The sequence below is a fragment of the Chromobacterium haemolyticum genome (assembly GCF_009936155.1).
Classification (GTDB): Bacteria; Pseudomonadota; Gammaproteobacteria; order Burkholderiales; family Chromobacteriaceae; genus Chromobacterium; species Chromobacterium haemolyticum.
In genome coordinates, this window is the sequence record NZ_AP019312.1 from 2,748,393 (window position 1) to 2,769,351 (window position 20,959).

Here is a 20,959-nt window from a genome sequence, read left to right on the forward strand (position 1 = left end):
CATGAACCTGCTTGAACTGTCCTGCGAAACCCAACACGGCGCCAACCCGCTGGCCGCCAGCACCGTCAATCAATTGATGGGCTCGCTGCCCGGCTGGAACATCCGCGGCATCGAACTGACCAAAACCTTCCCCTTCGCCGATTTCCACGACACCATGGCCTTCGTCAACGCGCTGGCCTGGATCGCCCATCGCGAAGACCACCACCCGGACATGTCCGTGCATTACAACCGCGTCGTCGTCAACTTCAGCACCCACGACGCCGGCGGCCTGACATTGAACGACTTCATCTGCGCGGCCAAGACCGAAGCGCTGCTGGCTCGCCCATGACAGGTCAGACTGGACAAATCATCCGCAGCCACGGCCGCCGGTTCATCGTCGAATCCGAGGGCCAAGTTTACGATTGCACCACCCGCGGCAAGCGCGTCGATTTCGCCTGTGGCGACTGGGTGGACATTCTGGTGCAAAACAAGGAACAGGCGGTCATCGAGCGCTCGCAGGAGCGCCGCAGCCTGCTCTATCGCCAGGACGACTGGAAAACCAAGGTCATCGCCGCCAATGTAACCCGCATCCTGTTCGTGATCGCTGCGGTGCCCAGCCCCAACGAGGAGTTGCTGGGCCGCTGCCTGATCGCGGCGGAAGCCGGCGACATCGACCCCGTCATCGTGGTCAACAAGGCGGACTTGCCGGAAACCGCGAGCTTGCTGCTCAAACTGGACCTGTACCGGCGCCTGGGCTACCAGGTGGTCACCCTGTCCGCCAAGCAGGATGTCGCGCCGTTGCTGCCGCTGCTGCAAGGCCAGACCAGCGTTTTCGTCGGCCAGTCCGGCATGGGCAAATCCACGCTGACCAATGCGCTGCTGCCGGACGCCAACGCCCGCATCGGCGACATCTCCACCGCCTTGGACTCCGGCCGCCACACCACCACCCACGCCACGCTCTACCATCTGAACGCGGACAGCCACCTGATTGATTCCCCCGGCTTGCAAGAGTTCGGCCTCAAGCATTTGAAGGCCGCGGAACTGACCCGTTACTTCCCGGAAATGCGCCCGCTGATAGGTCAATGCCGCTTTCACAATTGTTCGCACCGCGTGGAACCGAACTGTGCCATCATGACCGCATGTGAATCCGGCGCCATCGTCAAGTCCCGGCTGTCTTTGCTGCAACGCCTAACGGATGAACTTTCACCATCCAAGCCGTGACGAAAGGTGTGCGTACTTTCCATTCACATACACGGGTAATTCACTTATCCTAAAAAACTGAAAGTCGTATCGCATAAGCATATCCAGACAGACAGCTAATAAGGAGCCAGCACTATGACTAAGCGAATCGCACTCGTAACCGGCGGCATGGGCGGCATTGGCACCGCCATCTGCAAAGCCCTGGCTGAAAGCGGTCACATCGTAGTCACCACCTACAGCAAGCCCGGCCGCGAGCAAGCCTGGCTCGCCGACATGAAGGGGCTGGGACTGAAGGATATCCACGCCTATCAATGCGATGTCACCGACACCGCAGCCTGCAAGGGACTGGCCGAAAAGGTGGCCAAAGACCTAGGGCCGATCGACGTGCTGGTCAACAACGCCGGCATCACCCGCGACTGCAGCTTCAAGAAGCAGACCAAGGAAGACTGGGACGCGGTGCTGCGCACCAATCTGGATTCGCTGTTCAATATGACCAAACCGGTGGTGGACGGCATGAGCGACCGCGGCTTCGGCCGCATCATCAACATTTCGTCGATCAACGGCCAGAAGGGCCAGTTCGGCCAGACCAACTACTCCGCGGCCAAGGCCGGCATGCACGGTTTTACCATGGCCTTGGCGCAGGAAGTGGCGCGCAAGGGCGTGACCGTGAACACCATTTCGCCCGGCTACATCGCCACTGATATGGTGATGGCGGTGGCGGAAGACGTCCGCAACAAGATCATCGCCCAGATTCCGGTGGGCCGCTTGGGCAAGCCCGAGGAAATCGCCGCCTTGGTGACCTTCCTCGCCTCCGAACAGGCGGGCTTCATCACCGGCGCCAACGTGGCGATGAACGGCGGCCAGCACATGATGTAAACCGGGCCGCCGCCCGCGATGCGACGCCGCCCCGCCGGGCGGCGTTTTCTTTTTGCCCGTCGGCTGTGTATGCTATCGCCTTCCCAAGCCACACCCCGACATACCCATGGCAGAACACCTGATCGTCCACGGCGCGGACAAACAAGAGCGCTACCAAACCCTATTGCCGCAGGCGCTGGCGCTGATTGAATCCGAGACGGATCAAATCGCCGCGCTGGCCAATCTCTGCGCCGCCCTACACAGCAGCTTTGATTGGCTGTGGACCGGCTTTTATCTAGTCAAGGACAAACAATTGGTGCTCGGCCCCTTTCAGGGCCCAATCGCGTGCACCCGCATCCCCTTCGGCAAAGGCGTATGCGGTAGCGCCTGGCAGGCCGGCGCCACCCTGGTGGTGGAAGATGTCGACGCCTTTCCCGGCCATATCGCCTGCTCATCCAGCGCGCGCTCGGAAATCGTGGTGCCGGTCCGCAACGCCGACGGCGAAGTGGTCGCGGTGCTGGACGTGGACTCCAGCGAACTAGCCAGCTTCGACGCGGTGGACGCCGAATACCTGGAACGCATCACGGCGGGACTTACCCACCTGCTTTAAGACCCGCTAACAAAACCCCTGATCCTGCGTTGCGCCTCCTTGTCGCACCACTTGTACTGCCTGCGTCGGCGCGCCTTGGCTCAGGTTCTCTGCGAGGTTTTGTTAGCGGCTCTAAGAACCTGTTTACGATCTCGCGAGCTAAGGCGAGACAAGGCGGAAACGAGCGAAAAAGCGGGATGCACAGGTGGCGCATGAACATTTCGAAGCGGTTTTCAACGCCGTATCGCCGACGCGCAGCAGATCGCAAACAGGCTCCAAGCGCTTGCCGCGCTTCAGTGATACGGTGCTGGAAATACCTTCCGGACCATGAAAAAGCGCGCCGACAGGCGCGCTTTTTCATTATCAGACCGGCTTAAGCGGCTAGAGCTGCAAACGGATTGAATCGCGCCCCTCCCGAGGCCGCAACCAAACTCGCCCCGCCAGCTCCAAAATCCAGAACACGACCAGACCAGACAGAATGGACAGATTTTTGCCCGTAACCATAGCCAGCAAGCCCTGCCAGAAAGATCCAGCGTCCGCCCAGCACAATCCACACCACACGAACAAGGCCAGCAAGGAGATCAGCGCCGGGGCGCGGTAGTATTCGCCGAAAGTCATATTGCCTCCAATAAAGACAATCCTATCTCGACAAACTAACAAAGCCCGCTACAAGCGACATCGTGGCAAGCACTTAGTAGAAACACGCGTCCGGAGCGCAATTAGCCCAATAGGGGCAATTGCAGCTGCCGGCCCAACCACTCGCGCAAGCCGGCCTCGTCCAACGTCAACAGCTCCTGACGCGAGACGGCCAGCAACTCCACCAGACGCGCCAGTTGCCGCTCGGCGCCCAGATTGATCTCTCCAGCCAGCCGGCTGTTCTCGCTGGCCATGTCCAGCAAGCGCGCCGAGGTCTGTTCTAATTGCACAGCCTGCCTCAGCGCGTCCTGCTCCAAGGCCGCGTTGCGCCCTTCCAGCCACTCCAGCCTCGCCTCCAGCCTGCCGTTGTCTCGCTCGCGCTCCGCGAGACGGTCGCGCCACTCCCCCTCCAGTCGAGTCCGCTCGCGCCGGCTTTGTTGCAAAGCCTCTTCCTGGCGGGCCTGCGCCTGTTGCATGGCTCGGCGCTCCTCTTCCATTTGCTCGTAAAGCCTCAGCCGCAAACCTTCCAGACGCTCATAAGCCAGGGACTCGCGCCTGGCGGCTTCTTCGCGCGCCTCCTGCACCTTCTGCTCCGCGCGCTCCTCAAGCTCCTGCTGACGCTGCTCAGCCTGACGCCGGACCTCGGCCATTTCCTTCCGGGTCTGCTCCAGCCTCGCCTCCTGCTCCCGCGCCGCCCGCTCCAACATCTGACGCCGGGTTTCCTCTCCCTGCAAGCGCCCTTCCAGGTCCGCCAGCCGCGCTGCCCGCAACTCTAGCTCACGCAAGGCGGATTGCAACTCGGCCTGGCGCGCAGCCAAGCTATCCTTTAGCTCTCGAGTCTCCGCCGCAGCCTGCGCCACTGCGGTTTCCGCGTCCTGACGCACAGACTCCAGCCGCCCATCCGCTTCGTCGCAGGCCCGCTGCCATACCTGTTCGAAAGCTTCGGCCAGGCCGGCCGGCCAATCCGGCCGCCGTGACGAGATCGCCACCCGTGACAAAAACTCTTGTCGCCATTCTTTCAAGGTGTTGTTGATCGTAGTGTTGGAGCCCGCGCCGATTCTAGCCCGAACCTCCAGCACTGTCGGCCATACACCCTCGCCCACCAGTTCGAACGCTGCTTGCCGGATGCGCGAATAAATGTCTGTCGCCATGCCTGAAAATGCTCGTTTATCGTGGTCGACATTCTAGCAAAGCGGCACTTTAAAATATATTACGTATTACATTTAAAATTTAACAATTCGCAATCGCACGCACCGCAAGAGCCGCGAAAGAAAAAGAGCGGTGCGCCGCCTGCGACGCCCGCCCCTCTTGTTAACTCTCCCACCTTAGCCGCGCGCGGCTTCCCCCACGAAGATTTCCACGCGCCTGTTCTTCGCCCGCCCCGCGGCGCTGGAATTGCTGGCCACCGGCTCATGCGACCCGCGGCCCGTGATGCTGACCCGCCCCTCGGCCACGCCGCGCGCGGTCAGATAGTCGCGCGTTGCGCGGGCGCGGTTCAGCGACAGCGGATCGTTGACCGCATTGGAGCCGGTATTATCGGTATGGCCAACAATCTTCACCGTGGTCACCGGATTCTGATTCAAGGTGGCGGCGAAACGATCGAGAATGGGCCGCAGATTGGGCTTGATATCGTAACGCCCCACGTCGAAAGACACATCGCTGGGAATATCCAGCTTCAGTTGATTGTCGGCGGTCTGGCTGACGCTAACACCGGAACCCTTGGTCGCTTGCTCCATCGCGGCCTTCTGCTCCTGCATGTGCTTGGACCACAAATAACCGCCGCCAGCGCCCAGCGCAGCGCCCAAGGCTGCGCCGGTGGCCGCGCTGCGCCCCGGATTGCCACCCGCGGTCAGCCCCCCCAGCACCGCGCCGGCCACAGCGCCAATTGCCGCGCCCGTGCCGGTGTCCCTCTGTGTTTCGGACATATTCGCGCACCCGGACAAGCCGCCACTCCCCAGCGCCAATGCAACAAACATCACGATCAGTTTATTCATGCCTGGATCCTTTCCATTCAGTCCATCACCCACCCCAGCTCCTGCTGGACGCGCTTTCAGCATATACCTAATTGCGCAGTGGACACTGCGCGCCCCGGCAAAAAGGCAGACGCAACCGGCGACACCCACGCGAAAAAACGCTTGATTCGACAGCTAAAGCCTTCCCTTGACACGTCAATCCGCGTACCATCGCGCCTCGCTTTACGGGAGGGAATATGAACACGCAGACTACGGCCCGCGCCTGCGGCATTGACTTTGGCACATCCAACTCCACCGTGGGGTGGCTGCGCCCGAACCAAGCCACGCTACTGACGCTGGAGGATGGCAAGATTACCTTGCCCTCGGTGGTTTTCTTCAACTACGAGGAGGATCATTCCGTCTTCGGCCGGCTGGCGCTGCAAGAATACATGGAAGGCTACGAAGGCCGACTGATGCGTTCGCTGAAAAGCCTGCTGGGCTCCAACCTGATCGATAGCCAGACCGAAGTGCAAGGCAAGGCCCTACCCTTCCGCCACCTGCTCAGCCTGTTCATCCAGGAGCTGAAACTGCGCGCCGACCGCGCCGCCGACCGCCCGTTCGAACAAGTGGTGCTGGGCCGGCCCGTCCACTTTGTCGACGACAATCCCAAGGCCGACGCCGAAGCGGAGTCGACGCTGGGCGAGATTGCGCGCCAGGTCGGTTTCAAAGAAGTGTCCTTCCAATTCGAACCGATCGCAGCCGCCTTCGACTACGAAGCCCGACTGGACCGCGAAGAGCTGGTGCTGATCGTCGACATCGGCGGCGGCACCTCGGACTTCACCCTGATCCGGCTGGCGCCCGAGCGCCATCGCCTGGACGAGCGCCGCGACGACATCCTCGCCACCGGCGGCGTGCATATCGGCGGCACGGACTTTGACAAGCAATTGAGCCTACACGGCGTAATGCCCCTGTTCGGTTTCAAAAGCCGCTTGCGCAATAACGCGGAGATGCCGTCCAGCCAATATTTCAACCTGGCCACCTGGCACACCATCAATTTCGCCTACACCCGCAAAGCCTGGATGGACCTACAAGACGTGCATCGCGATGCCGCGCACCCCCAGGTTCTGGATCGACTGTTCCGCCTGATCCAAGACCGCGCCGGCCACCGGCTGGCAATGCAGGTGGAAACCGCCAAGATCGCGCTGTCGGACGAGGACTTCCACCAGTTGGACCTCGGCCACATAGAAGCGGGCCTGCACTGCGAGTTGAGCCGTGATCAGTTCAACCAGAGCATCGACGCGATGCTGACCCAGATTGGCGCCACCGTGCGGCAATTGCTAACGGACGCCTGCACCCAGGCCGGCGACATCGACACCGTTTTCTTCACCGGCGGCTCCAGCGGCGTGCCGGCGCTGCGCGACAGCATCAAGCGCCTGCTGCCCCAAGCCCGTCACGTAGAGGGCGACCTGTTCGGCAGCATCGGCAGCGGCCTGGCGATCGAGGCGGCTAAACGCTACGGCTAAGCACCTGTTTACGCTCTCGCGAGCAAGGGCAAGATCTCAAACAGACGCCAAACCCATGCTTCAATAGAAAAAGGCCGGGCAATTTGCCCGGCCTTTTGCATATCCGTTCCGCCTCAAGCATCGGGCTTGCCGCCCGCCACCTTCTTGCCCTTGCGCCGCGCTTCAGGCGGCAACTCGAATTCGAACAGCTGCGCGGTACGCCCGGTTTGCGATTGACAGGCTATCATCAGCGCGCGATTGATCGCCTCCTTCTTGCTAACGCCCCACCACTCTATCATCTTGTCCAGTGACTTTTGCGCGTCGCGGCTCAACTCCACCGTCACCGACAACTCCTGCAGGCGACTGCGGCGCAATTCGCGGCTACGGCGCTTGCGCTCGGCCACGGTCATCGCGCGCTCGCCCAAGGGCTTGCGCCCCGGCTTTTTGCGGACGCCGCCAATCAGATCGAAGGTGTAGTGATCGCAAGGATCTTTCATGGCTTGAGTGACGGGTCACAGTCGTTGCTGAAGAGGGGCGCAAGGATAGCACAAAGCAAGCCCTGACGGGCATATCGCGCGTTCTGGCCGCAAAATATCCCATCGCGATACGGCCGACACAAAAAAACCCCGGCCTGGTGCCGGGGCAGACTCAATCAGCCGCCCTGAAGGCTGATCGAAAGCGACTCTACAGTTCCAGCATAGCCCTTGTTTCGGCTTTGCACAGCCCGCTTTGACGAAGCAGGATCTGTTTCAGTCGCTGCCGAACTCCCGTTCCAGTTCCGCCAAAGCCTGACGCGTCACCCGCACCGGCATCAAGGCCCGACGCAAAGGCTGAGCCTGCCCCAGCACCAGTTCCTCGAACTCCAGCTCGGTGGCGTCCTCGCCGGGCGCATCCTGCTTCACCCCCATGCGGTTCAAGTACAAGGTCCGCCATTCCAAGCGGAAATAATCCGCAGGATGCTCCAACACATGGCGCACGGTTTCCAACAGACCCTCGAGACTCAGCGCGCCTCGCGCCTCGCGCAACTGCGGCTCAATCTCTTCCATGCGTCGTTGCACTCCTTCGCAGGTATCAGGCAAGGGCGAGCCGTCCGAGGATCCATCCACCACGGTACCGGCCTCGCAACGCAGCACGCTCATACGCAACTGCAGCCGCGACATCTCGTTGTCCAGCGTCTGGCGCAACTGCTCCAGCAGGCTCAAGCGCCGAGCAATCACCGTGGTCAGCATCTCCTCGCTGCGCCGCGCGCTGCTCTCGCGCAGCAACTCGCGCGACGCGCAAGGCATCGCCAAGCGATGGCCGTCAAAGCTCACCACCTGCTGCGGCACTTCGCGCCGCAACTCCCCACCCTCCATCGCCACGCCCAAACGACCGGTTTCGCTGCGCGACATCGACAGCAAAGCCCAGGCCTCGTCGCCCTGACTGGCGGACAAGAAAAAGTTGCGCAGGGGCTCGCTCTGGCGCAGGCAGGATAGCAGGCTGGCCGGCCCGGAAAACAGCAAGCCCAGACGCGGGTCCTGTGCAAAACCGCGCAAGGACAGTTCCAGCGGCTCCGGCATTCGGTTCGGCAACTCGGACAGATAAGCTTGGGTAACTCGCATGCCCGGCGCCAGCGCCTCCAGATAGCCGGGAGTCAGGCGCAAGCGCTTGTCCGTGCCGTCGATCAGGCACTCTATCGCCTGTGTGAACTCCCGCTGCTGCTGCCGGCTTTCGGCATCCAGCCCCCATCTTTGCAACAAGCGCCCTAACATGCACCCCCCTCTAGGAACCTGTTCACAATCCGCTTCGCGAAGCGGCGAGCACTCCGTCTCGCGCTGCTCGTGAGATCGTCAACACGTTCTAACAGCCGGTCGCCCAGCCGGATTAAAATGATTCGTCGTCCCGCAGATAGCGCCATTGGCCAGTAGGCAGATTGCCCAACTTGACCTTGCCGATGCGAATCCGCTTCAGGCCCACCACGCGCAAGCCCACCAGTTCGCACATGCGGCGGATCTGGCGTTTCTTGCCTTCGCGCAGCACAAAGCGCAACTGGTCCTCGTTCTGCCAGGCCACAGTGGCAGGCAGCAATTTTTTACCATCCAGCTCCAGACCATGATTGAGCAGACGCAAACCTTCGTCGGAAAGTTCGCCCTCCACGCGCACCAGGTACTCCTTGTCCACGCTGGAGTTCTCACCAATAAGCTGCTTGGCCACTCGGCCGTCCTGGGTCAGGATCAGCAGGCCCACCGAGTCGATATCCAGACGGCCGGCCGGCGCCAGCCCTTTCAAATGCTGCGGAGAAAACCGGCGACGACTCTTGTCCTCCGTCCACTGGTTCTCCGGCTTGACCAGCACCACCGCCGGCTCATAGCCGTCCTCGGCTTGTCCGGACACATAGCCCATGGGCTTATTCAATAAGATGGTGACGCGCGAGGCCTGCGCGTCCTGGGCCTTCTTATCCACCTCAATCAGATTGTGCGGCAGCACTTTCTGTCCGAGAACGGCCACCTCGCCATCCACTTTCACCCACCCTTGTTCGATATAGCTATCGGCCTCGCGGCGCGAGCACAAACCCAACTCGGCCATGCGTTTCGACAGGCGCACTGGTTCCATCATTTCGTTCCGTAATAAAAAAAGCGGCTTGCGCCCGCTGCGGCGCCCGCCCCGTCTCTTCAACCCAAGACAGGCGACCGGGCAACCCGCAACCACCGGCAAGTCCGCTGTTGCATTTGGCCGTATTGTAGGGGATAGCGTCCCGACTGACCATGCATGGATGCGGCCTTTGCCCGCGAGGAACCCCAAAAACGCCGCGCACGCCTGGCATCCGGCCAACGATACCGTTAGCATAAGACGAACTTCCCGATCGCCACCGAGGCACGCATGAGCATTTTCAAAGACTACGAACAATACGACGGCATTGGCCTGGCTCAACTCATCGCTAGCGGCCAGATCAGCGTCGGCGAAGCCGTAGCCTCCGCCCAAGACAGGCTGGAACGATGGAACCCGGCGCTGAACGCGGTGTGCCTGCCGCTGCCGGAACAAGCCCAGGCCCAGTTGAAACAGGCGCAAGGCGCCGGCCCGCTCGCCGGCTGCCCGGTGCTGATCAAGGACTTGCTGGCCGACATCGCCGGCGTGCCCACCCGCAACGGCAGCCGCCTGTTCGACGGCTACGTCGCGCCGCGCGACGCCGACATCATCCAGCGCTACCGCCAGGGCGGCCTGATCTTCATCGGCAAAACCACCACCCCGGAACTGGGCCTCAGCCCCTACACCGAATCCGAGGTCTACGGCCTCAGCCGCAACCCCTGGGATCTGAGCCGGACGCCTGGCGGCTCCAGCGGCGGCTCGGCGGCCGCGGTGGCCGCCGGCATCGTGCCCATCGCCCACGGAGGCGACGGCGGCGGCTCCATCCGCATCCCCGCCTCCAACTGCGGCGTGTTCGGCCTCAAACCCACCCGCGGCAGAGGCCCGGCGGGCCCGGACTACAGCGAGGGCTGGCAAGGCCTGGTCTGCCAACACGCGTTGACACGCAGCGTGCGCGACAGCGCGGCGATGCTGGATTTGCTGGCCGGCGGTCCGCGCGGCGGCGAGGCTTATTACTGGCCTGCGCCGGAGCAAAGCTTCTTCGCCGCGCACCAACGCGAGCCCGGCAAGCTGCGCATCGCCTGGAGCAAGCGCCCCATTCTGGGCGGCGCGCTGCACCCGGATTGCGCGGCCGCGCTGGACGGCGCATTGGCCTTGCTGGCCGATCTGGGGCATGAGGTGGAAGAAGCGGCGCCGCCGTTGGCGTCTCCGGAGGAGTACAACCGCGCCATGTTGACGATCATCTGCGGGGAAATGGCGGGGCTGCTGCGCGACATCGAGCGCAGCACCGGCAAGCCGGCGCGTCACGAACAACTGGAGGCGGCAAGCTGGGCGCTGGCGCGCTACGGCGAGCGCCTCAGCGCCGGTGAGCTGGCCTGGGCGCGCGGTTTCGCCTGGGAGCAGGCCAGGGTCATGGAGAGCTTTCATCAGCGCTACGACGTGCTGGCGACCCCGACGCTGAATCAGCCGCCCGCCCTGGTCGGTGGCCTGGGGCCCAGCGCGGCCGAGGCCGCGATCTCGCGCTGGATGCTGGGCAAGCTGGGCTGGGACTGGACCTTGCGCTTCGGTCAGTTGATCCCGGCCACCTCGCGCCGCCTGATGGAATACCTGGGCTGGACCATTCCCTTCAATATGAGCGGGCAACCGGCGATGAGCGTGCCGCTGCACTGGAATCAGGCGGGGCTGCCCATAGGCGTGCAATTCGTCGCGCGCTGCGGCGACGATCTCACGCTGCTTCAGCTCGCGCGCCAGCTGGAACAGGCGCGGCCATGGGCGCACCGGCGTCCGCCGGCGCCGCCTAGCCCTTGAATCCCGCCAGGGCGGGCCCCAGCTCGTCAGCCACGCGGCGGCTCAGCTCGGTCACCAGCGCCTGCAGGCCGGCCACGGCCGCTGCCGCGTCATTCGTCGCCAAGGGCCGGCTCTGCAGGAAATAGCCGCTGGCCAGCGGCTTCTTGTCGCCCTGCGCCGGCAAAGCCTGCCAGGCCACTTCCAGCGAGGCGTCGCGCCCCGGGCGCAGCCGCAGCTGGCGCACGTCCAGCAACACGCGGACATCGCCGCCGCCCATGCCCGGTTGCGGGTAGGCGTAGACGCTGGCCAGGCCCAGCGCGCGGGACAGGTCCGCCGCCACGGCTTGCGTCAGCATGCGGTCCAGCGGCCCGGCCCAGCGTTGCAAATCCAGCAATTCGACATTGCCGGCCGCGTCCTCCGCCACTAGTTGCGGCCGCTCAAGCCCAACCGGCAGCGAGGCCGGACCCACCATGACGTTGACGCCTTGCGCGGGGATGGCCGCCGCCGGCAGCGCCGGACGCAGCTGGTGAAAGGTGGTGGGCGGCGAGGCGCAGGCGCTCAGCAGCGCCAGCATGATCAGACTCAACGCGATGCACTTCATTTTTTCTCTCCCTTGCCGCGTATCAACGCCTCCGGATGGCGGTCCAGGTAATCGGCCAGCGCGCGGAAGCTGCGCGCGGTTTCCGACACCTCTTGCGCGGCGGCGCGCACGTCCTGCTGCAGCGGCGAATCCGCCTGCATCGCCTGACGCGTGCTTTCCAACGTCTTTTGCAGATCCTCCAGCGTTTTCACCGCCTGCGGCAGCACCTTGCCGTCCATGTTCTCGGATAGTTTGCGCATGCCGTCCAGCGTCTGGTGCAGCGATTTCAACGATTGATTCAATTCCTCGCCTATGCTGTCGAACGACACCTTGTCTAGGCGGCGCGCAATGCGCTGCAACACCCGCTGCAGTTCTTCCAGATCGCCCGGCAGCGTAGGCAGCTCGGTCATGCCGTTGCGCACCAACACCTTGGCCGGCTTGGCCTCGGGGAAGAAGTCCAGCGCCACGTAAAGCTGACCGGTGATCAGGCTGCCGGAGCGCAACTGGGCGCGCAGGCCGTTGCGCACCAGCGACTCCACGGAAATCTTGGCCGACAGGCTATGGTCGCCGGACAGGGTGTTGAGCCGGCTGGGATAGGTGCGGATATCCACCGTCATGTCGAAGTCCTTGCGCGCCGCCGCGTATTCGATGCCGATGGCGGTGACCTCGCCAAAAGTGATGCCGCGGAAGTCCACCGGCGCGCCCACGGTCAGGCCCCGCACCGACTGGCGGAATTTCAGCCGGAAGGATTGGGTTTCGCGGTCGCGGTTTTGCAGCGCCTTCTCTCGGGTTTCGTTGAGCAGGAATAAGTATTTGGCGTCCGGAGCCTTGTCCGGCCCATCGCTAAGCGGAGTTTCAAAGGCGATGCCGCCCAAGGCGATCGCCGCCAATGACTGGGTGTTGACGCTCAAACCGTTGGCGCCGATGGCCACGTCGATGCCGCTGGCGTGCCAAAAGCGGCTATTAACAGTCACGAAGTGATCGTAAGGCGCGTTAATGAAGACCGACAGCTTCACCGCGCTGCCGGCCGGGTCCAGTTCATAACCCACCACCTGCCCCACCGGCACGCGGCGGAAATAGACCGGCGAGCCGGCGTTGAGCGAGCCCAGGTTGTCGGAACGCAACACGAACATTTTGCCCGGCAAGTCCGCGTTAATGATGGGCGGCACTTCCAGACCCTTGAACTCCGTGCGGCGCTCCTTGCTCTTGCCCACGTCCATGCCGATGTAGGAACCGCCCAGCACCGTGCCGAGGCCGGACACGCTGCCGCCGGAAATACGCGGACGAACCACCCAGAAGCGGCTGTCCGCCACCAGATAATCGTCCACCTTCTTGCTCAGCTCCGCGGTCACCAGGATGGATTGACGATCCGGGCTCACCGACACCGCCTTCACCTCGCCGATCTCCACGTCCTTGTACTTGATGCGGGTTTTGCCCGCCTCCAGCCCTTCCGCGTTCTGAAAGGCGATGGTGATGGTGGGCCCGCGCGACAATACCGCGTTCACCGCCAGCCAGCCGCCGATCACCGCCGCCACCACCGGAATCAGCCACACCAGCGACGGCGACCAGCGCCGCCGCTTCACCGGCACCGCGGCCGGCAAATCCTCGCCGGCTGCGGCCGGGTTTTCGGGTTGATCACTGCTCATCGTCTTCCTTTACCTGATCCCAGATCAGCCTGGGATCGAAACTCATCGCCGCCACCATGGTCAGCACCACCACCGTGCCGAAGGCGATTGCCCCCGGCCCGGCCTTGATCGACGCCAACGACTGCCATTGCACCAGCGCCACCATTAGAGCCACCACGTAAATATCCAACATCGACCACGGGCCTATCACCTCCACCACCCGATACAGCCGCGTCCGCTGCCGCGGCGCCCAACCGGAACCCAGCTGCACCGTCACCAACAATAACAACAAGGCCAAAATCTTCAACAGCGGCACCAGCACGCTGGCGGTGAACACCACCAGCGCCAGCGGCCAGGAGCCGGATTTCCACAAATACACCACCCCGCTCATGATGGTGTCGTTCTGCATGCCCATGATGGTGGAGGTTTCCATGATAGGCAGCAGATTGGCGGGCAGATAGGCCACCATCGCCGCCAACAGCAGGGCCCAGCTGCGCTGCAGGCTGTGCGGCTTGCGCGAGTGCAGAGCGGCATGGCAGCGCGGGCAGGATTGAGCGCCTTCGCCGGCGCGGCACAACAGCCCGCATCCGTGGCATAGCCACAGGCCGGACTGGGCGGCGGTTTTCACGCGGTAGCCCGACATTGCTGATAACGCTCCCACAAATCTTCCGGATTGAAACGGCTGGCGGTGGCCGCCATCAGCATGATCAAGGCGAACAAGGCCATCAGGCCCACGCCCACGTGCACGGTGGCCAGACTGACCAGTTTGACCAAAGACACCAGGATGCCCAACAGAAACACCTCCACCATGCACCACGGACGGGTCAATATCTTCAACCGCATCAGCCAGGGAAAGCCCCGCGGCACATGACCGAAGGCCAACGGCAGCCGCACATACAGCATGCTGCCCAGCTCCAGCGACGGCATCACAATGCCGGTGAACATCACCAGCATGGCCACCGACAGCATGCCCTGGCGCTCCAGCGCCACCACCGTCTGCCACAAGGTGGCCGCGCTGCGGGCCCCGGCGGCCTCCAGCGTCACCACCGGATAGACGTTGGCCAACAGAAAGGCGATCACCCCGGTCAACAGCAAGGCCAGTTCGGCGTCCTGCCGCTGCGCGCCGTAGCGGCGCACCAGCGCGCCGCAGCGCGGGCAGCAGGCCCGCCCCTCTCCCTCCAACCGCACCCGCATCAGCAAATCGCAATCGTGGCAGGCCGTCAGTTTGGAATCAGCATCCGGTCGCGACATCAGTAACCGCCCTTCGCCTTGCGCTCGGCGGTAAAGCTCCACCACAGCCGCGCCTCGCCGGTGTCCATGTAGTGCACCACCGACATCAAGGTATCCAGCACGCACGGGTCCTGCCGGGTTCCGGTCAATTCGCACAAACGGTGGTAAAGCCGCAAAGGCTCGGCGCCGCGCAACTGCGACGGCTGCTCAATGCCGAGCAGGCGCAGGTCGTCGGCCAGGCTGGGGCCGATATTGGGCAGCTCGCGCAGATGCCGCGCCCGCGCAGCGGGCGGACAACGTGATGGGTGCATAAACTCTCGGCGAGGGTCAGGACATCCCGCATGATAAAGGACGCCGCGCCAGAGTTCAAAAGCAGGCTTGGCCTCGATGCCTGCTCAAGGTCGCGGGGACAAAAACAAGGCGACCGGGAAAGCGGCGTTTAACGCCCTTCCCTAGCCGTACCGCCGAAGCACAGCCAGCCTTGCCCAGCGGATCAACCGTGGAAGATGTCCCAGCCCAGCTTGAGGATGAGCGTACTGGTCAGCAACAGGAACAACACCCGCACAAAGCCCGTGCCTTTCTTCATCGCCACCCAGCTCCCGACCATCGCGCCGGCCATATTGCAGGCCGCCATCGGCAGCGCGTACTGGAACAACACATGGCCGGCGGGAATGAAGAACAGCAGCGCCGCGCAGTTGGTGGTCAGGTTCACCACCTTGGCCGATGCCGAAGCGTGCAGAAAGTCGAAGGCAAAGAAGCGGATAAACAGAAACATCAGGAAGCTGCCGGTGCCGGGGCCGAACAGGCCATCGTAAAAACCGATCGCGCCGCCGATGGCCATGCCTATCGCCATCTCGCGCCGCCCTATCGCCACCGGTTTGTGCAGGGAACCGAAATCCTTCTTCCACAAGGTGTACACCGCCATCACCACCAGCAGCGCCAGCACCATGGGCCGCAACACCGCCTTGTCGATCAAGCTGACTGTGGCCGCGCCCGCGATGGACATGAAGAAGGCCGCCGCCGCCGCCGGCAGCACCAAGCGCCACGGCACCCGGACCCGCTTCAGATAAGAGCGCGCGGCGGACAGCGTGCCCATCGCCGCGGCCAGCTTATTGGTGCCGAACACCGTGGCCGGCGCCAGATTGGGCAAGGCGCTGAACAAGGCCGGAATCTGGATCAGCCCGCCGCCGCCCACCGCCGCGTCCACCAGGCCGGCGGCAAAGGAAATCACACACAGAAAACTCAAGGTCAACAGCATTCACTTCTCCCGGCTCCGTGCCGCTTACAGTTAGGACAAGATTCTATGCCTTGCCAGCGGCCCGTGCTTGCAATACCGTATTGCGAAAATCGCAATAAAGATGACTGAGGTGGGGATGAAATCGCTGTGGGAATTGCGCGTATTCTGCGCGGTGGTGGAAAGAAAAAGCTTTGTCGCCGCCGCGCGCCAGCTGGGCACCTCGCCCAGCAGCGTCACCCGCGCGGTACAGGCGCTGGAAGAAGCGCTGGGCGGCAGCTTGCTGGCGCGCTCGCAAAAACAGGTCAACCTGACCCTGGCCGGCGAAAGCTATTACGTCTCCGCGCGCAAGATGCTGGACCTGCAGGAAGAAGCCGAAGACGAGCTGGCCGCCTTGAGCGAGGCCCCGCGCGGCCTGCTGCGTTTTTCCGCGCCGGAGGCGATGAGCCACGCGCTGCTGCCGCCGGTGCTGGCGCGCATGGCCGACGCCAACCCGGAACTGCGCTTCGACGTGCTGTACAGCGACACCATCTTGGACCCGATCCGCGAAAAGCTGGACTTCAGCATCCGCGGCGCCTTCCCCGCCTCCAGCGAGCTGATCGGCTACCCGCTGTGGGATTATCAGCGCCACCTCTACGCCAGCCCGGACTATGTCGCCCGCCATGGCGCTCCGCAAACGCCGGAACAATTGCCGGAACACCGGGTGGTGATCCACTCCGCGCCGCGCGTGCTGAAAGCCTGGAACTTTATCTCCGCCGGCCATCAGCTCAGCCTCAATCTCACGCCCTGGCACCGCGTCAGCTCCGGCAGCGCCGTGCTCAACGCCGTGCTGGCCGGCCTGGGCGTCGCCCGCCTGGGAGACTGGCTGGCCGAGCCGCTGGTCCGCTCCGGCCAACTACTGCGGCTGTGCCCGGACTACCGCATCGTCTCCAGCCACGGCGACAACCCGCAAATGCACGCCGTCTTCGCCAACCGCCGCATCCCGCGCAAAGCCCGGCTGCTGCTGGAAGCCGTGCGCGCGGCCGCCCGCGACGCCGGCCACGGGCTTAAGGCGCGCTGAAACCATAAAAAAACGGAAGCCAAAGCTTCCGTTCGCATATAACGCCAGGCGGGGCCGGACAAACGGCCCGCCGTGAGCTTGCCGCTCAGCCCACCCAGCGGCGAGCGGTGGCGAACATCCGATACCAGCCGCCGTTCTCGCCCCAGTCCGCCGGATGCCAGCTGTTCTGCACCGTGCGGAACACCCGCTCCGGATGCGGCATCATGATGGTGAAGCGGCCATCGGCCGTGGTCACCCCGGTAATGCCGGCCGGCGAACCGTTGGGGTTCAGCGGATAAGTTTGAGTGGCGCGGCCGTCAAAATCGACGTAGCGCAACGCCGTCAGCGCCTGCTCCTGCGCGCCAGGCGCGAATACCGCGCGGCCTTCGCCGTGGCTGACCACCACCGGCAGCTGACTACCCGCCATGTCGGACAAGAAGATGGACGGCGAAGCCGTCACTTCCACCATGGCGAAGCGCGCCTCGAACTGCTCGGAAGCGTTGCGATGGAACTTCGGCCAGTGCTCCGCGCCCGGAATGATGGACGACAGATTGGACATCATCTGGCAGCCGTTGCACACGCCCAGCGCGAAAGTGTCGCCGCGGCCGAAGAAGGCCTCGAACTGCTCGCGGGCGCGCGGATTGAACAGAATGCTCTTGGCCCAACCCTCGCCGGCGCCCAGCACGTCGCCGTAGCTGAAGCCGCCGCAGGCGGCCAAGCCCTTGAAGTCCGCCAGCGACACGCGACCGCTGATGATGTCGCTCATGTGCACGTCCACGGTGTCGAAACCGGCTCGGTCGAAAGCCGCCGCCATCTCCAACTGACCGTTGACGCCCTGCTCGCGCAGCACCGCCAGGCGCGGACGCGCGCCGCTGGCGATGAAAGGCGCCGCCGGATCGGCGTGCACGTCGAAGCTCAGCTTGGCGCTCAGGCCCGGCGCTTTCGGGCTGGAGCGCAGCAGATGCTCGCTGTCGGCGCACGCCGGATTGTCGCGCAGGCGCTGCATGCGGGCGCTGGTCTCGGACCATTCGCGATGCAGATCGGAACGGCTCTCGTTGAACAACTCCACGCCGCGGTGCTTGATCACCAGGCGGTCCTTGTTGTTCACGCGGCCGATCACAAACAGCTCGCGGCCGATGCCGGCCTTCATGAAGCGCGAAATCACTTCCGGCGTGTCGGATTTCTTCACCTGCAACACCGCGCCCAGCTCTTCATTGAACAGCACCCGCATCAGGCGGCCATGGGTGGCGGCTTCCTGAGTGGGCTGAACGAAGTCGTCGATGATGCGCTGGGTGTTCTTGCGCTCGATCACGAGTTCCTGCAGATCGATGGTGACGCCGATATGGCCGGCGAACATCATTTCCGACAAGGTCACGAACAGGCCGCCGTCGGAACGGTCGTGGTAGGCCAGCAACATATCGTCGCGCAACAGCGTCTGCACGGTGTTGAAGAAGGCCGCCAACTGGTGCGGGCTCTCCACGTCCGGCGCCTTGCCTTCCATCGCCTTCCACACCTGGCCGTAGATGGAACCGCCCAGACGGCAGCGGCCGTAGCCCAGGTCGATCAGGATCAGATCGGTGTCTTTGTCCTCTTTCAGCTCCGGCGTGGCGGTTTTGCGCACGTCTTCCACCGGGGAGAAAGCGGAAATGATCAGCGACAGCGGCGCGGTCACGGCTTTCTTCTCGCCGGCCTCTTCCCACACCGTCTTCATCGACAAGGAATCCTTGCCCACCGGGATGCTGATGCCCAGGTCCTGGCTCAGCTTGGACACCGCGTCCACCGTGCGGTACAGGCGCGCTTCCTCGCCCGGGTGGCCTGCGGCGGCCATCCAGTTGGCGGACAGCTTGACGTTGCCCAGGTGGCCCACAAAAGAGGCGGCGATATTGGTCAGCGCCTCGCCTATCGCCATGCGGCCGGAGGCCGGCGCATCGAACAGCGCGGTGGGCGTGCGTTCGCCCATTGCCATCGCTTCGCCGCGATAGGTGTTGAAACCCATGGTGGTGACGGCCACGTCCGCCACCGGCACCTGCCAGCGCCCCACCATTTGATCCCGCGCGGTCATGCCGCCCACGGTGCGGTCGCCGATGGTGATCAGGAAGGACTTGTCCGCCACCGTCGGGTTGCGCAGCACGCGCAACGCGGTTTCCTTCAGTTCAAAGCGAGAAGCGTCGAAAATGCTCAAATCGCGCTCGCGGGTGGTCACGTCGCGGGTCATGCGCGGCGGCTTGCCCAGCAACACCTCCAGCGGCATGTCCACCGGATTGTTGTCGAAGTGGTCGTCGCGTACTTGCAGATGGCCGTCGTCGGTGGCCACGCCCAGCACCGCGAACGGGCAACGCTCGCGTTCGCACAGCGCGCTGAAGCGCTCCAGGTCCTGCGGCAGCACCGCCATCACATAGCGCTCCTGCGACTCGTTGGACCAGATCTGCATCGGCGTCATGCCCTTTTCTTCCAGATGCACTTTGCGCAAATGGAAGACGGCGCCGCGGCCGGCGTCGTTCACCAGCTCCGGGAAGGCGTTGGACAGGCCGCCGGCGCCCACATCGTGAATGGACACGATGGGGTTGGCCTCGCCCATCTGCCAGCAGCGGTCGATCACTTCCTGGCAGCGACGTTCGATTTCCGGGTTGCCGCGCTGCACGGAGTCAAAGTCCAGGTCCGCGCTGTTGGCGCCAGTGTCCATGGACGAAGCCGCGCCGCCGCCCAGGCCGATCAGCAAGCTGGGGCCGCCCAGCTGAATCAGCAGCGCGCCTTCCGGAATCTCGTTCTTGTGAATTTGCTGCTGCTGGATGTTGCCCAGGCCGCCGGCGATCATGATCGGCTTGTGATAGCCGCGCATCTCGCCTTCCACCTCTTCTTCGAAGGTGCGGAAATAGCCGGTCAGATTGGGGCGGCCGAATTCATTGTTAAACGCCGCGCCGCCGATCGGGCCTTCCAGCATGATCTGCAAGGCGGAGGCGATGCGCTCCGGCTTGCCGTACTGCGCCGCCGCGTCGCTGTAACGCTCCCACGGCTGCACAAAGCCCGGAATGTTCAGGTTGGACACGGTGAAGCCGGTCATGCCGGCCTTGGGACGCGAGCCGCGGCCGGTGGCGCCCTCGTCGCGGATCTCGCCGCCGTTGCCGGTGGATGCGCCGGCGAACGGCGAAATCGCCGTCGGGTGGTTGTGCGTCTCCACCTTCATCAGAATATCGGTGGGTTCGCTGTGGTAAGCGTAAGCGTGGCCTTCCGGCTGCGGGTAGAAGCGCTCGATGAAAGCGCCTTCGATCACCGAGGCGTTGTCCTTGTACGCCACCAGCGTGCCTTGCGGATTGGCGTCGTGGGTGTCCCGGATCATGCGGAACAGCGACTTTTCCTGCTCCTCGCCGTCGATGATGAATTTGGCGTTGAAGATCTTGTGGCGGCAGTGCTCGGAGTTGGCCTGCGCAAACATCATCAACTCCACATCGGTGGGATTGCGCCGCATCTTGGTGAAATTTTCCACCAGGTAATCCACCTCGTCCTCGGACAGGGCCAGGCCCAGATCGGCGTTAGCCGCCTCCAGGGCCGCGCGGCCGCCGGCGAGGATGTCCACCGACGTCATCGGCTGCGGATCTTGATGAACAAACAAACGCGCGGCGTCGTCCAGCGACGGCAGCACCGTTTCCGTCATCCTATCGTGCAAGAGGCCCGTCAAAATATGACGAGCCTCTTCATTTAAAGATTGTTTTGCGGACTTAACCCAGAAGGCGGTGCCGCGTTCGATGCGGAGAATCCCTCCCAGCCCGCAGTGCTGGGCGATATCGGTGGCCTTGGAAGCCCAGGGCGACAAAGTGCCCAATCGCGGCGTCACCAGAAACAGTTCGCCATCCGGCTGGCCGGCCAACGGCGCTTCGCCGTAGCTCAGCAACTTGCCCAAGGTGGCCTGCTCTTCCAACGTCAGTTCGGTTTCGCTTTCGGCGAAATGCCAGAATTCGGCACTGATGCTGAGATCCGACAGCCCGGCTTCGGCGGCTGCGGCAAGCAGTTTTTCAAGACGGAACGGCGACAGCGCAACGCCGCCACGGAGCTTGGTAAGGTAAGACATTAGACACCCGCGACAAGTATCAGGAAAGCGCGTCATAATACAGCAATTCACTGTTTGTTTTAAGCGGCTAATTGCCCGGATGCCCGCCGCTTAATAAAATAATCCGCATTTAGACAGCATTT

At 63.5% G+C, this 20,959-nt stretch carries 20 protein-coding genes; 7 read left to right on the plus strand and 13 right to left on the minus strand.

The genetic code is table 11. The features are described 5' to 3' along the window. The first annotated feature begins 1 nt into the window (after position 1). From GYH29_RS12520 to GYH29_RS12535, 4 genes are all read left to right on the plus strand, one after another. A complete protein-coding gene (locus GYH29_RS12520) occupies positions 2 to 328 on the plus strand; it encodes a 4a-hydroxytetrahydrobiopterin dehydratase (RefSeq protein WP_107732621.1) in 327 nt (108 codons plus the stop codon). Next, on the plus strand, positions 325 to 1,200 hold the full coding sequence (gene rsgA / locus GYH29_RS12525) for a ribosome small subunit-dependent GTPase A (RefSeq protein WP_019100148.1): 876 nt from the start codon (positions 325 to 327) through the stop codon (positions 1,198 to 1,200). Before GYH29_RS12520 ends, rsgA begins: the two co-directional genes overlap by 4 nt. Before the next feature lie 114 nt (positions 1,201 to 1,314). Continuing rightward, the gene (gene phbB, locus GYH29_RS12530) at positions 1,315 to 2,055 is read left to right on the plus strand and encodes an acetoacetyl-CoA reductase (protein WP_039753408.1); all 741 of its coding nucleotides are present in this window, start codon (positions 1,315 to 1,317) and stop codon (positions 2,053 to 2,055) included. A gap of 106 nt (positions 2,056 to 2,161) precedes the next feature. Next, positions 2,162 to 2,644 carry a GAF domain-containing protein gene (locus tag GYH29_RS12535; RefSeq protein WP_118267830.1) on the plus strand — a complete coding sequence of 161 codons (483 nt, stop codon included), beginning with the start codon at positions 2,162 to 2,164 and terminating at the stop codon, positions 2,642 to 2,644. A gap of 360 nt (positions 2,645 to 3,004) precedes the next feature. Here the strand turns inward: GYH29_RS12535 and GYH29_RS12540 are convergent, their stop codons facing one another. From GYH29_RS12540 to GYH29_RS12550, 3 genes are all read right to left on the minus strand, one after another. After that, positions 3,005 to 3,241, minus strand: a complete 237-nt coding sequence (locus tag GYH29_RS12540) for a hypothetical protein (protein WP_118267832.1) — start codon at positions 3,239 to 3,241, stop codon at positions 3,005 to 3,007. Positions 3,242 to 3,342: 101 nt separating this feature from the next. After that, the gene (locus GYH29_RS12545) at positions 3,343 to 4,410 is read right to left on the minus strand and encodes a DNA-binding protein (RefSeq protein ID WP_118267834.1); all 1,068 of its coding nucleotides are present in this window, start codon (positions 4,408 to 4,410) and stop codon (positions 3,343 to 3,345) included. Positions 4,411 to 4,584: 174 nt separating this feature from the next. After that, the gene (locus GYH29_RS12550; RefSeq protein WP_118267836.1) at positions 4,585 to 5,253 is read right to left on the minus strand and encodes an OmpA family protein; all 669 of its coding nucleotides are present in this window, start codon (positions 5,251 to 5,253) and stop codon (positions 4,585 to 4,587) included. 215 nt (positions 5,254 to 5,468) lie between these two features. Here GYH29_RS12550 and GYH29_RS12555 point away from each other — a divergent pair, with 215 nt between their 5' ends. Continuing rightward, on the plus strand, positions 5,469 to 6,734 hold the full coding sequence (locus GYH29_RS12555) for an Hsp70 family protein (protein ID WP_019100154.1): 1,266 nt from the start codon (positions 5,469 to 5,471) through the stop codon (positions 6,732 to 6,734). A gap of 113 nt (positions 6,735 to 6,847) precedes the next feature. On the opposite strand, the gene GYH29_RS12560 is transcribed toward GYH29_RS12555, so the two are convergent. From GYH29_RS12560 to GYH29_RS12570, 3 genes are all read right to left on the minus strand, one after another. Next, positions 6,848 to 7,210, minus strand: a complete 363-nt coding sequence (locus GYH29_RS12560; RefSeq protein WP_081574475.1) for a hypothetical protein — start codon at positions 7,208 to 7,210, stop codon at positions 6,848 to 6,850. 252 nt (positions 7,211 to 7,462) lie between these two features. Beyond that, positions 7,463 to 8,464 carry a hypothetical protein gene (locus GYH29_RS12565; protein WP_019100156.1) on the minus strand — a complete coding sequence of 334 codons (1,002 nt, stop codon included), beginning with the start codon at positions 8,462 to 8,464 and terminating at the stop codon, positions 7,463 to 7,465. A gap of 112 nt (positions 8,465 to 8,576) precedes the next feature. Then, entirely contained in the window at positions 8,577 to 9,305 is a 729-nt protein-coding gene (locus tag GYH29_RS12570; protein WP_019100157.1) for a pseudouridine synthase, read from the minus strand. A gap of 267 nt (positions 9,306 to 9,572) precedes the next feature. Between GYH29_RS12570 and GYH29_RS12575 the strand changes: the two genes are divergently transcribed. Further along, on the plus strand, positions 9,573 to 11,084 hold the full coding sequence (locus GYH29_RS12575) for an amidase (protein WP_161523842.1): 1,512 nt from the start codon (positions 9,573 to 9,575) through the stop codon (positions 11,082 to 11,084). Here GYH29_RS12575 and GYH29_RS12580 read toward each other — a convergent pair. From GYH29_RS12580 to GYH29_RS12605, 6 genes are all read right to left on the minus strand, one after another. Continuing rightward, positions 11,074 to 11,664: a PqiC family protein gene (locus tag GYH29_RS12580; protein ID WP_161523843.1), complete on the minus strand. Its 591-nt coding sequence runs from the start codon at positions 11,662 to 11,664 to the stop codon at positions 11,074 to 11,076. The two genes, GYH29_RS12575 and GYH29_RS12580, sit on opposite strands and share 11 nt — an antisense overlap. After that, on the minus strand, positions 11,661 to 13,289 hold the full coding sequence (locus GYH29_RS12585; protein ID WP_161523844.1) for a PqiB family protein: 1,629 nt from the start codon (positions 13,287 to 13,289) through the stop codon (positions 11,661 to 11,663). The genes GYH29_RS12580 and GYH29_RS12585 overlap by 4 nt, the downstream gene beginning before the upstream one ends. Beyond that, positions 13,279 to 13,911, minus strand: coding sequence for a paraquat-inducible protein A (locus GYH29_RS12590; RefSeq protein WP_081574470.1), 633 nt, complete (start codon positions 13,909 to 13,911; stop codon positions 13,279 to 13,281). The genes GYH29_RS12585 and GYH29_RS12590 overlap by 11 nt, the downstream gene beginning before the upstream one ends. Further along, positions 13,893 to 14,519 carry a paraquat-inducible protein A gene (locus tag GYH29_RS12595; protein ID WP_161523845.1) on the minus strand — a complete coding sequence of 209 codons (627 nt, stop codon included), beginning with the start codon at positions 14,517 to 14,519 and terminating at the stop codon, positions 13,893 to 13,895. The genes GYH29_RS12590 and GYH29_RS12595 overlap by 19 nt, the downstream gene beginning before the upstream one ends. Beyond that, positions 14,519 to 14,809 carry a helix-hairpin-helix domain-containing protein gene (locus GYH29_RS12600; protein WP_161523846.1) on the minus strand — a complete coding sequence of 97 codons (291 nt, stop codon included), beginning with the start codon at positions 14,807 to 14,809 and terminating at the stop codon, positions 14,519 to 14,521. Before GYH29_RS12600 ends, GYH29_RS12595 begins: the two co-directional genes overlap by 1 nt. 182 nt (positions 14,810 to 14,991) lie before the next feature. After that, positions 14,992 to 15,756, minus strand: coding sequence for a sulfite exporter TauE/SafE family protein (locus GYH29_RS12605; RefSeq protein ID WP_196783762.1), 765 nt, complete (start codon positions 15,754 to 15,756; stop codon positions 14,992 to 14,994). A 115-nt stretch (positions 15,757 to 15,871) separates the two neighbouring features. Between GYH29_RS12605 and GYH29_RS12610 the strand changes: the two genes are divergently transcribed. After that, on the plus strand, positions 15,872 to 16,792 hold the full coding sequence (locus tag GYH29_RS12610) for a LysR family transcriptional regulator (protein ID WP_039753440.1): 921 nt from the start codon (positions 15,872 to 15,874) through the stop codon (positions 16,790 to 16,792). 85 nt (positions 16,793 to 16,877) lie between these two features. Here the strand turns inward: GYH29_RS12610 and purL are convergent, their stop codons facing one another. Then, complete coding sequence (gene purL / locus GYH29_RS12615; protein WP_161523848.1) at positions 16,878 to 20,837, minus strand: phosphoribosylformylglycinamidine synthase; 3,960 nt, start codon at positions 20,835 to 20,837, stop codon at positions 16,878 to 16,880. Positions 20,838 to 20,959: the final 122 nt, after the last annotated feature.

Excerpts from the sequence above, each read along its gene's own strand:
- GYH29_RS12610 (WP_039753440.1), top strand. The coding sequence starts at position 15,872 with ATGAAATCGCTGTGGGAATTGCGCGTATTCTGCGCGGTGGTGGAAAGA.
- GYH29_RS12535 (WP_118267830.1), top strand. The coding sequence starts at position 2,162 with ATGGCAGAACACCTGATCGTCCACGGCGCGGACAAACAAGAGCGCTAC.
- GYH29_RS12595 (WP_161523845.1), bottom strand. The coding sequence starts at position 14,519 with ATGTCGCGACCGGATGCTGATTCCAAACTGACGGCCTGCCACGATTGC.
- GYH29_RS12550 (WP_118267836.1), bottom strand. The coding sequence starts at position 5,253 with ATGAATAAACTGATCGTGATGTTTGTTGCATTGGCGCTGGGGAGTGGC.
- GYH29_RS12600 (WP_161523846.1), bottom strand. The coding sequence starts at position 14,809 with ATGCACCCATCACGTTGTCCGCCCGCTGCGCGGGCGCGGCATCTGCGC.
- GYH29_RS12520 (WP_107732621.1), top strand. The coding sequence starts at position 2 with ATGAACCTGCTTGAACTGTCCTGCGAAACCCAACACGGCGCCAACCCG.
- GYH29_RS12555 (WP_019100154.1), top strand. The coding sequence starts at position 5,469 with ATGAACACGCAGACTACGGCCCGCGCCTGCGGCATTGACTTTGGCACA.
- GYH29_RS12545 (WP_118267834.1), bottom strand. The coding sequence starts at position 4,410 with ATGGCGACAGACATTTATTCGCGCATCCGGCAAGCAGCGTTCGAACTG.
- GYH29_RS12540 (WP_118267832.1), bottom strand. The coding sequence starts at position 3,241 with ATGACTTTCGGCGAATACTACCGCGCCCCGGCGCTGATCTCCTTGCTG.
- GYH29_RS12570 (WP_019100157.1), bottom strand. The coding sequence starts at position 9,305 with ATGGAACCAGTGCGCCTGTCGAAACGCATGGCCGAGTTGGGTTTGTGC.
- GYH29_RS12590 (WP_081574470.1), bottom strand. The coding sequence starts at position 13,911 with ATGTCGGGCTACCGCGTGAAAACCGCCGCCCAGTCCGGCCTGTGGCTA.
- GYH29_RS12585 (WP_161523844.1), bottom strand. The coding sequence starts at position 13,289 with ATGAGCAGTGATCAACCCGAAAACCCGGCCGCAGCCGGCGAGGATTTG.
- GYH29_RS12605 (WP_196783762.1), bottom strand. The coding sequence starts at position 15,756 with ATGCTGTTGACCTTGAGTTTTCTGTGTGTGATTTCCTTTGCCGCCGGC.
- rsgA (WP_019100148.1), top strand. The coding sequence starts at position 325 with ATGACAGGTCAGACTGGACAAATCATCCGCAGCCACGGCCGCCGGTTC.
- GYH29_RS12565 (WP_019100156.1), bottom strand. The coding sequence starts at position 8,464 with ATGTTAGGGCGCTTGTTGCAAAGATGGGGGCTGGATGCCGAAAGCCGG.
- purL (WP_161523848.1), bottom strand. The coding sequence starts at position 20,837 with ATGTCTTACCTTACCAAGCTCCGTGGCGGCGTTGCGCTGTCGCCGTTC.
- phbB (WP_039753408.1), top strand. The coding sequence starts at position 1,315 with ATGACTAAGCGAATCGCACTCGTAACCGGCGGCATGGGCGGCATTGGC.
- GYH29_RS12560 (WP_081574475.1), bottom strand. The coding sequence starts at position 7,210 with ATGAAAGATCCTTGCGATCACTACACCTTCGATCTGATTGGCGGCGTC.
- GYH29_RS12580 (WP_161523843.1), bottom strand. The coding sequence starts at position 11,664 with ATGAAGTGCATCGCGTTGAGTCTGATCATGCTGGCGCTGCTGAGCGCC.
- GYH29_RS12575 (WP_161523842.1), top strand. The coding sequence starts at position 9,573 with ATGAGCATTTTCAAAGACTACGAACAATACGACGGCATTGGCCTGGCT.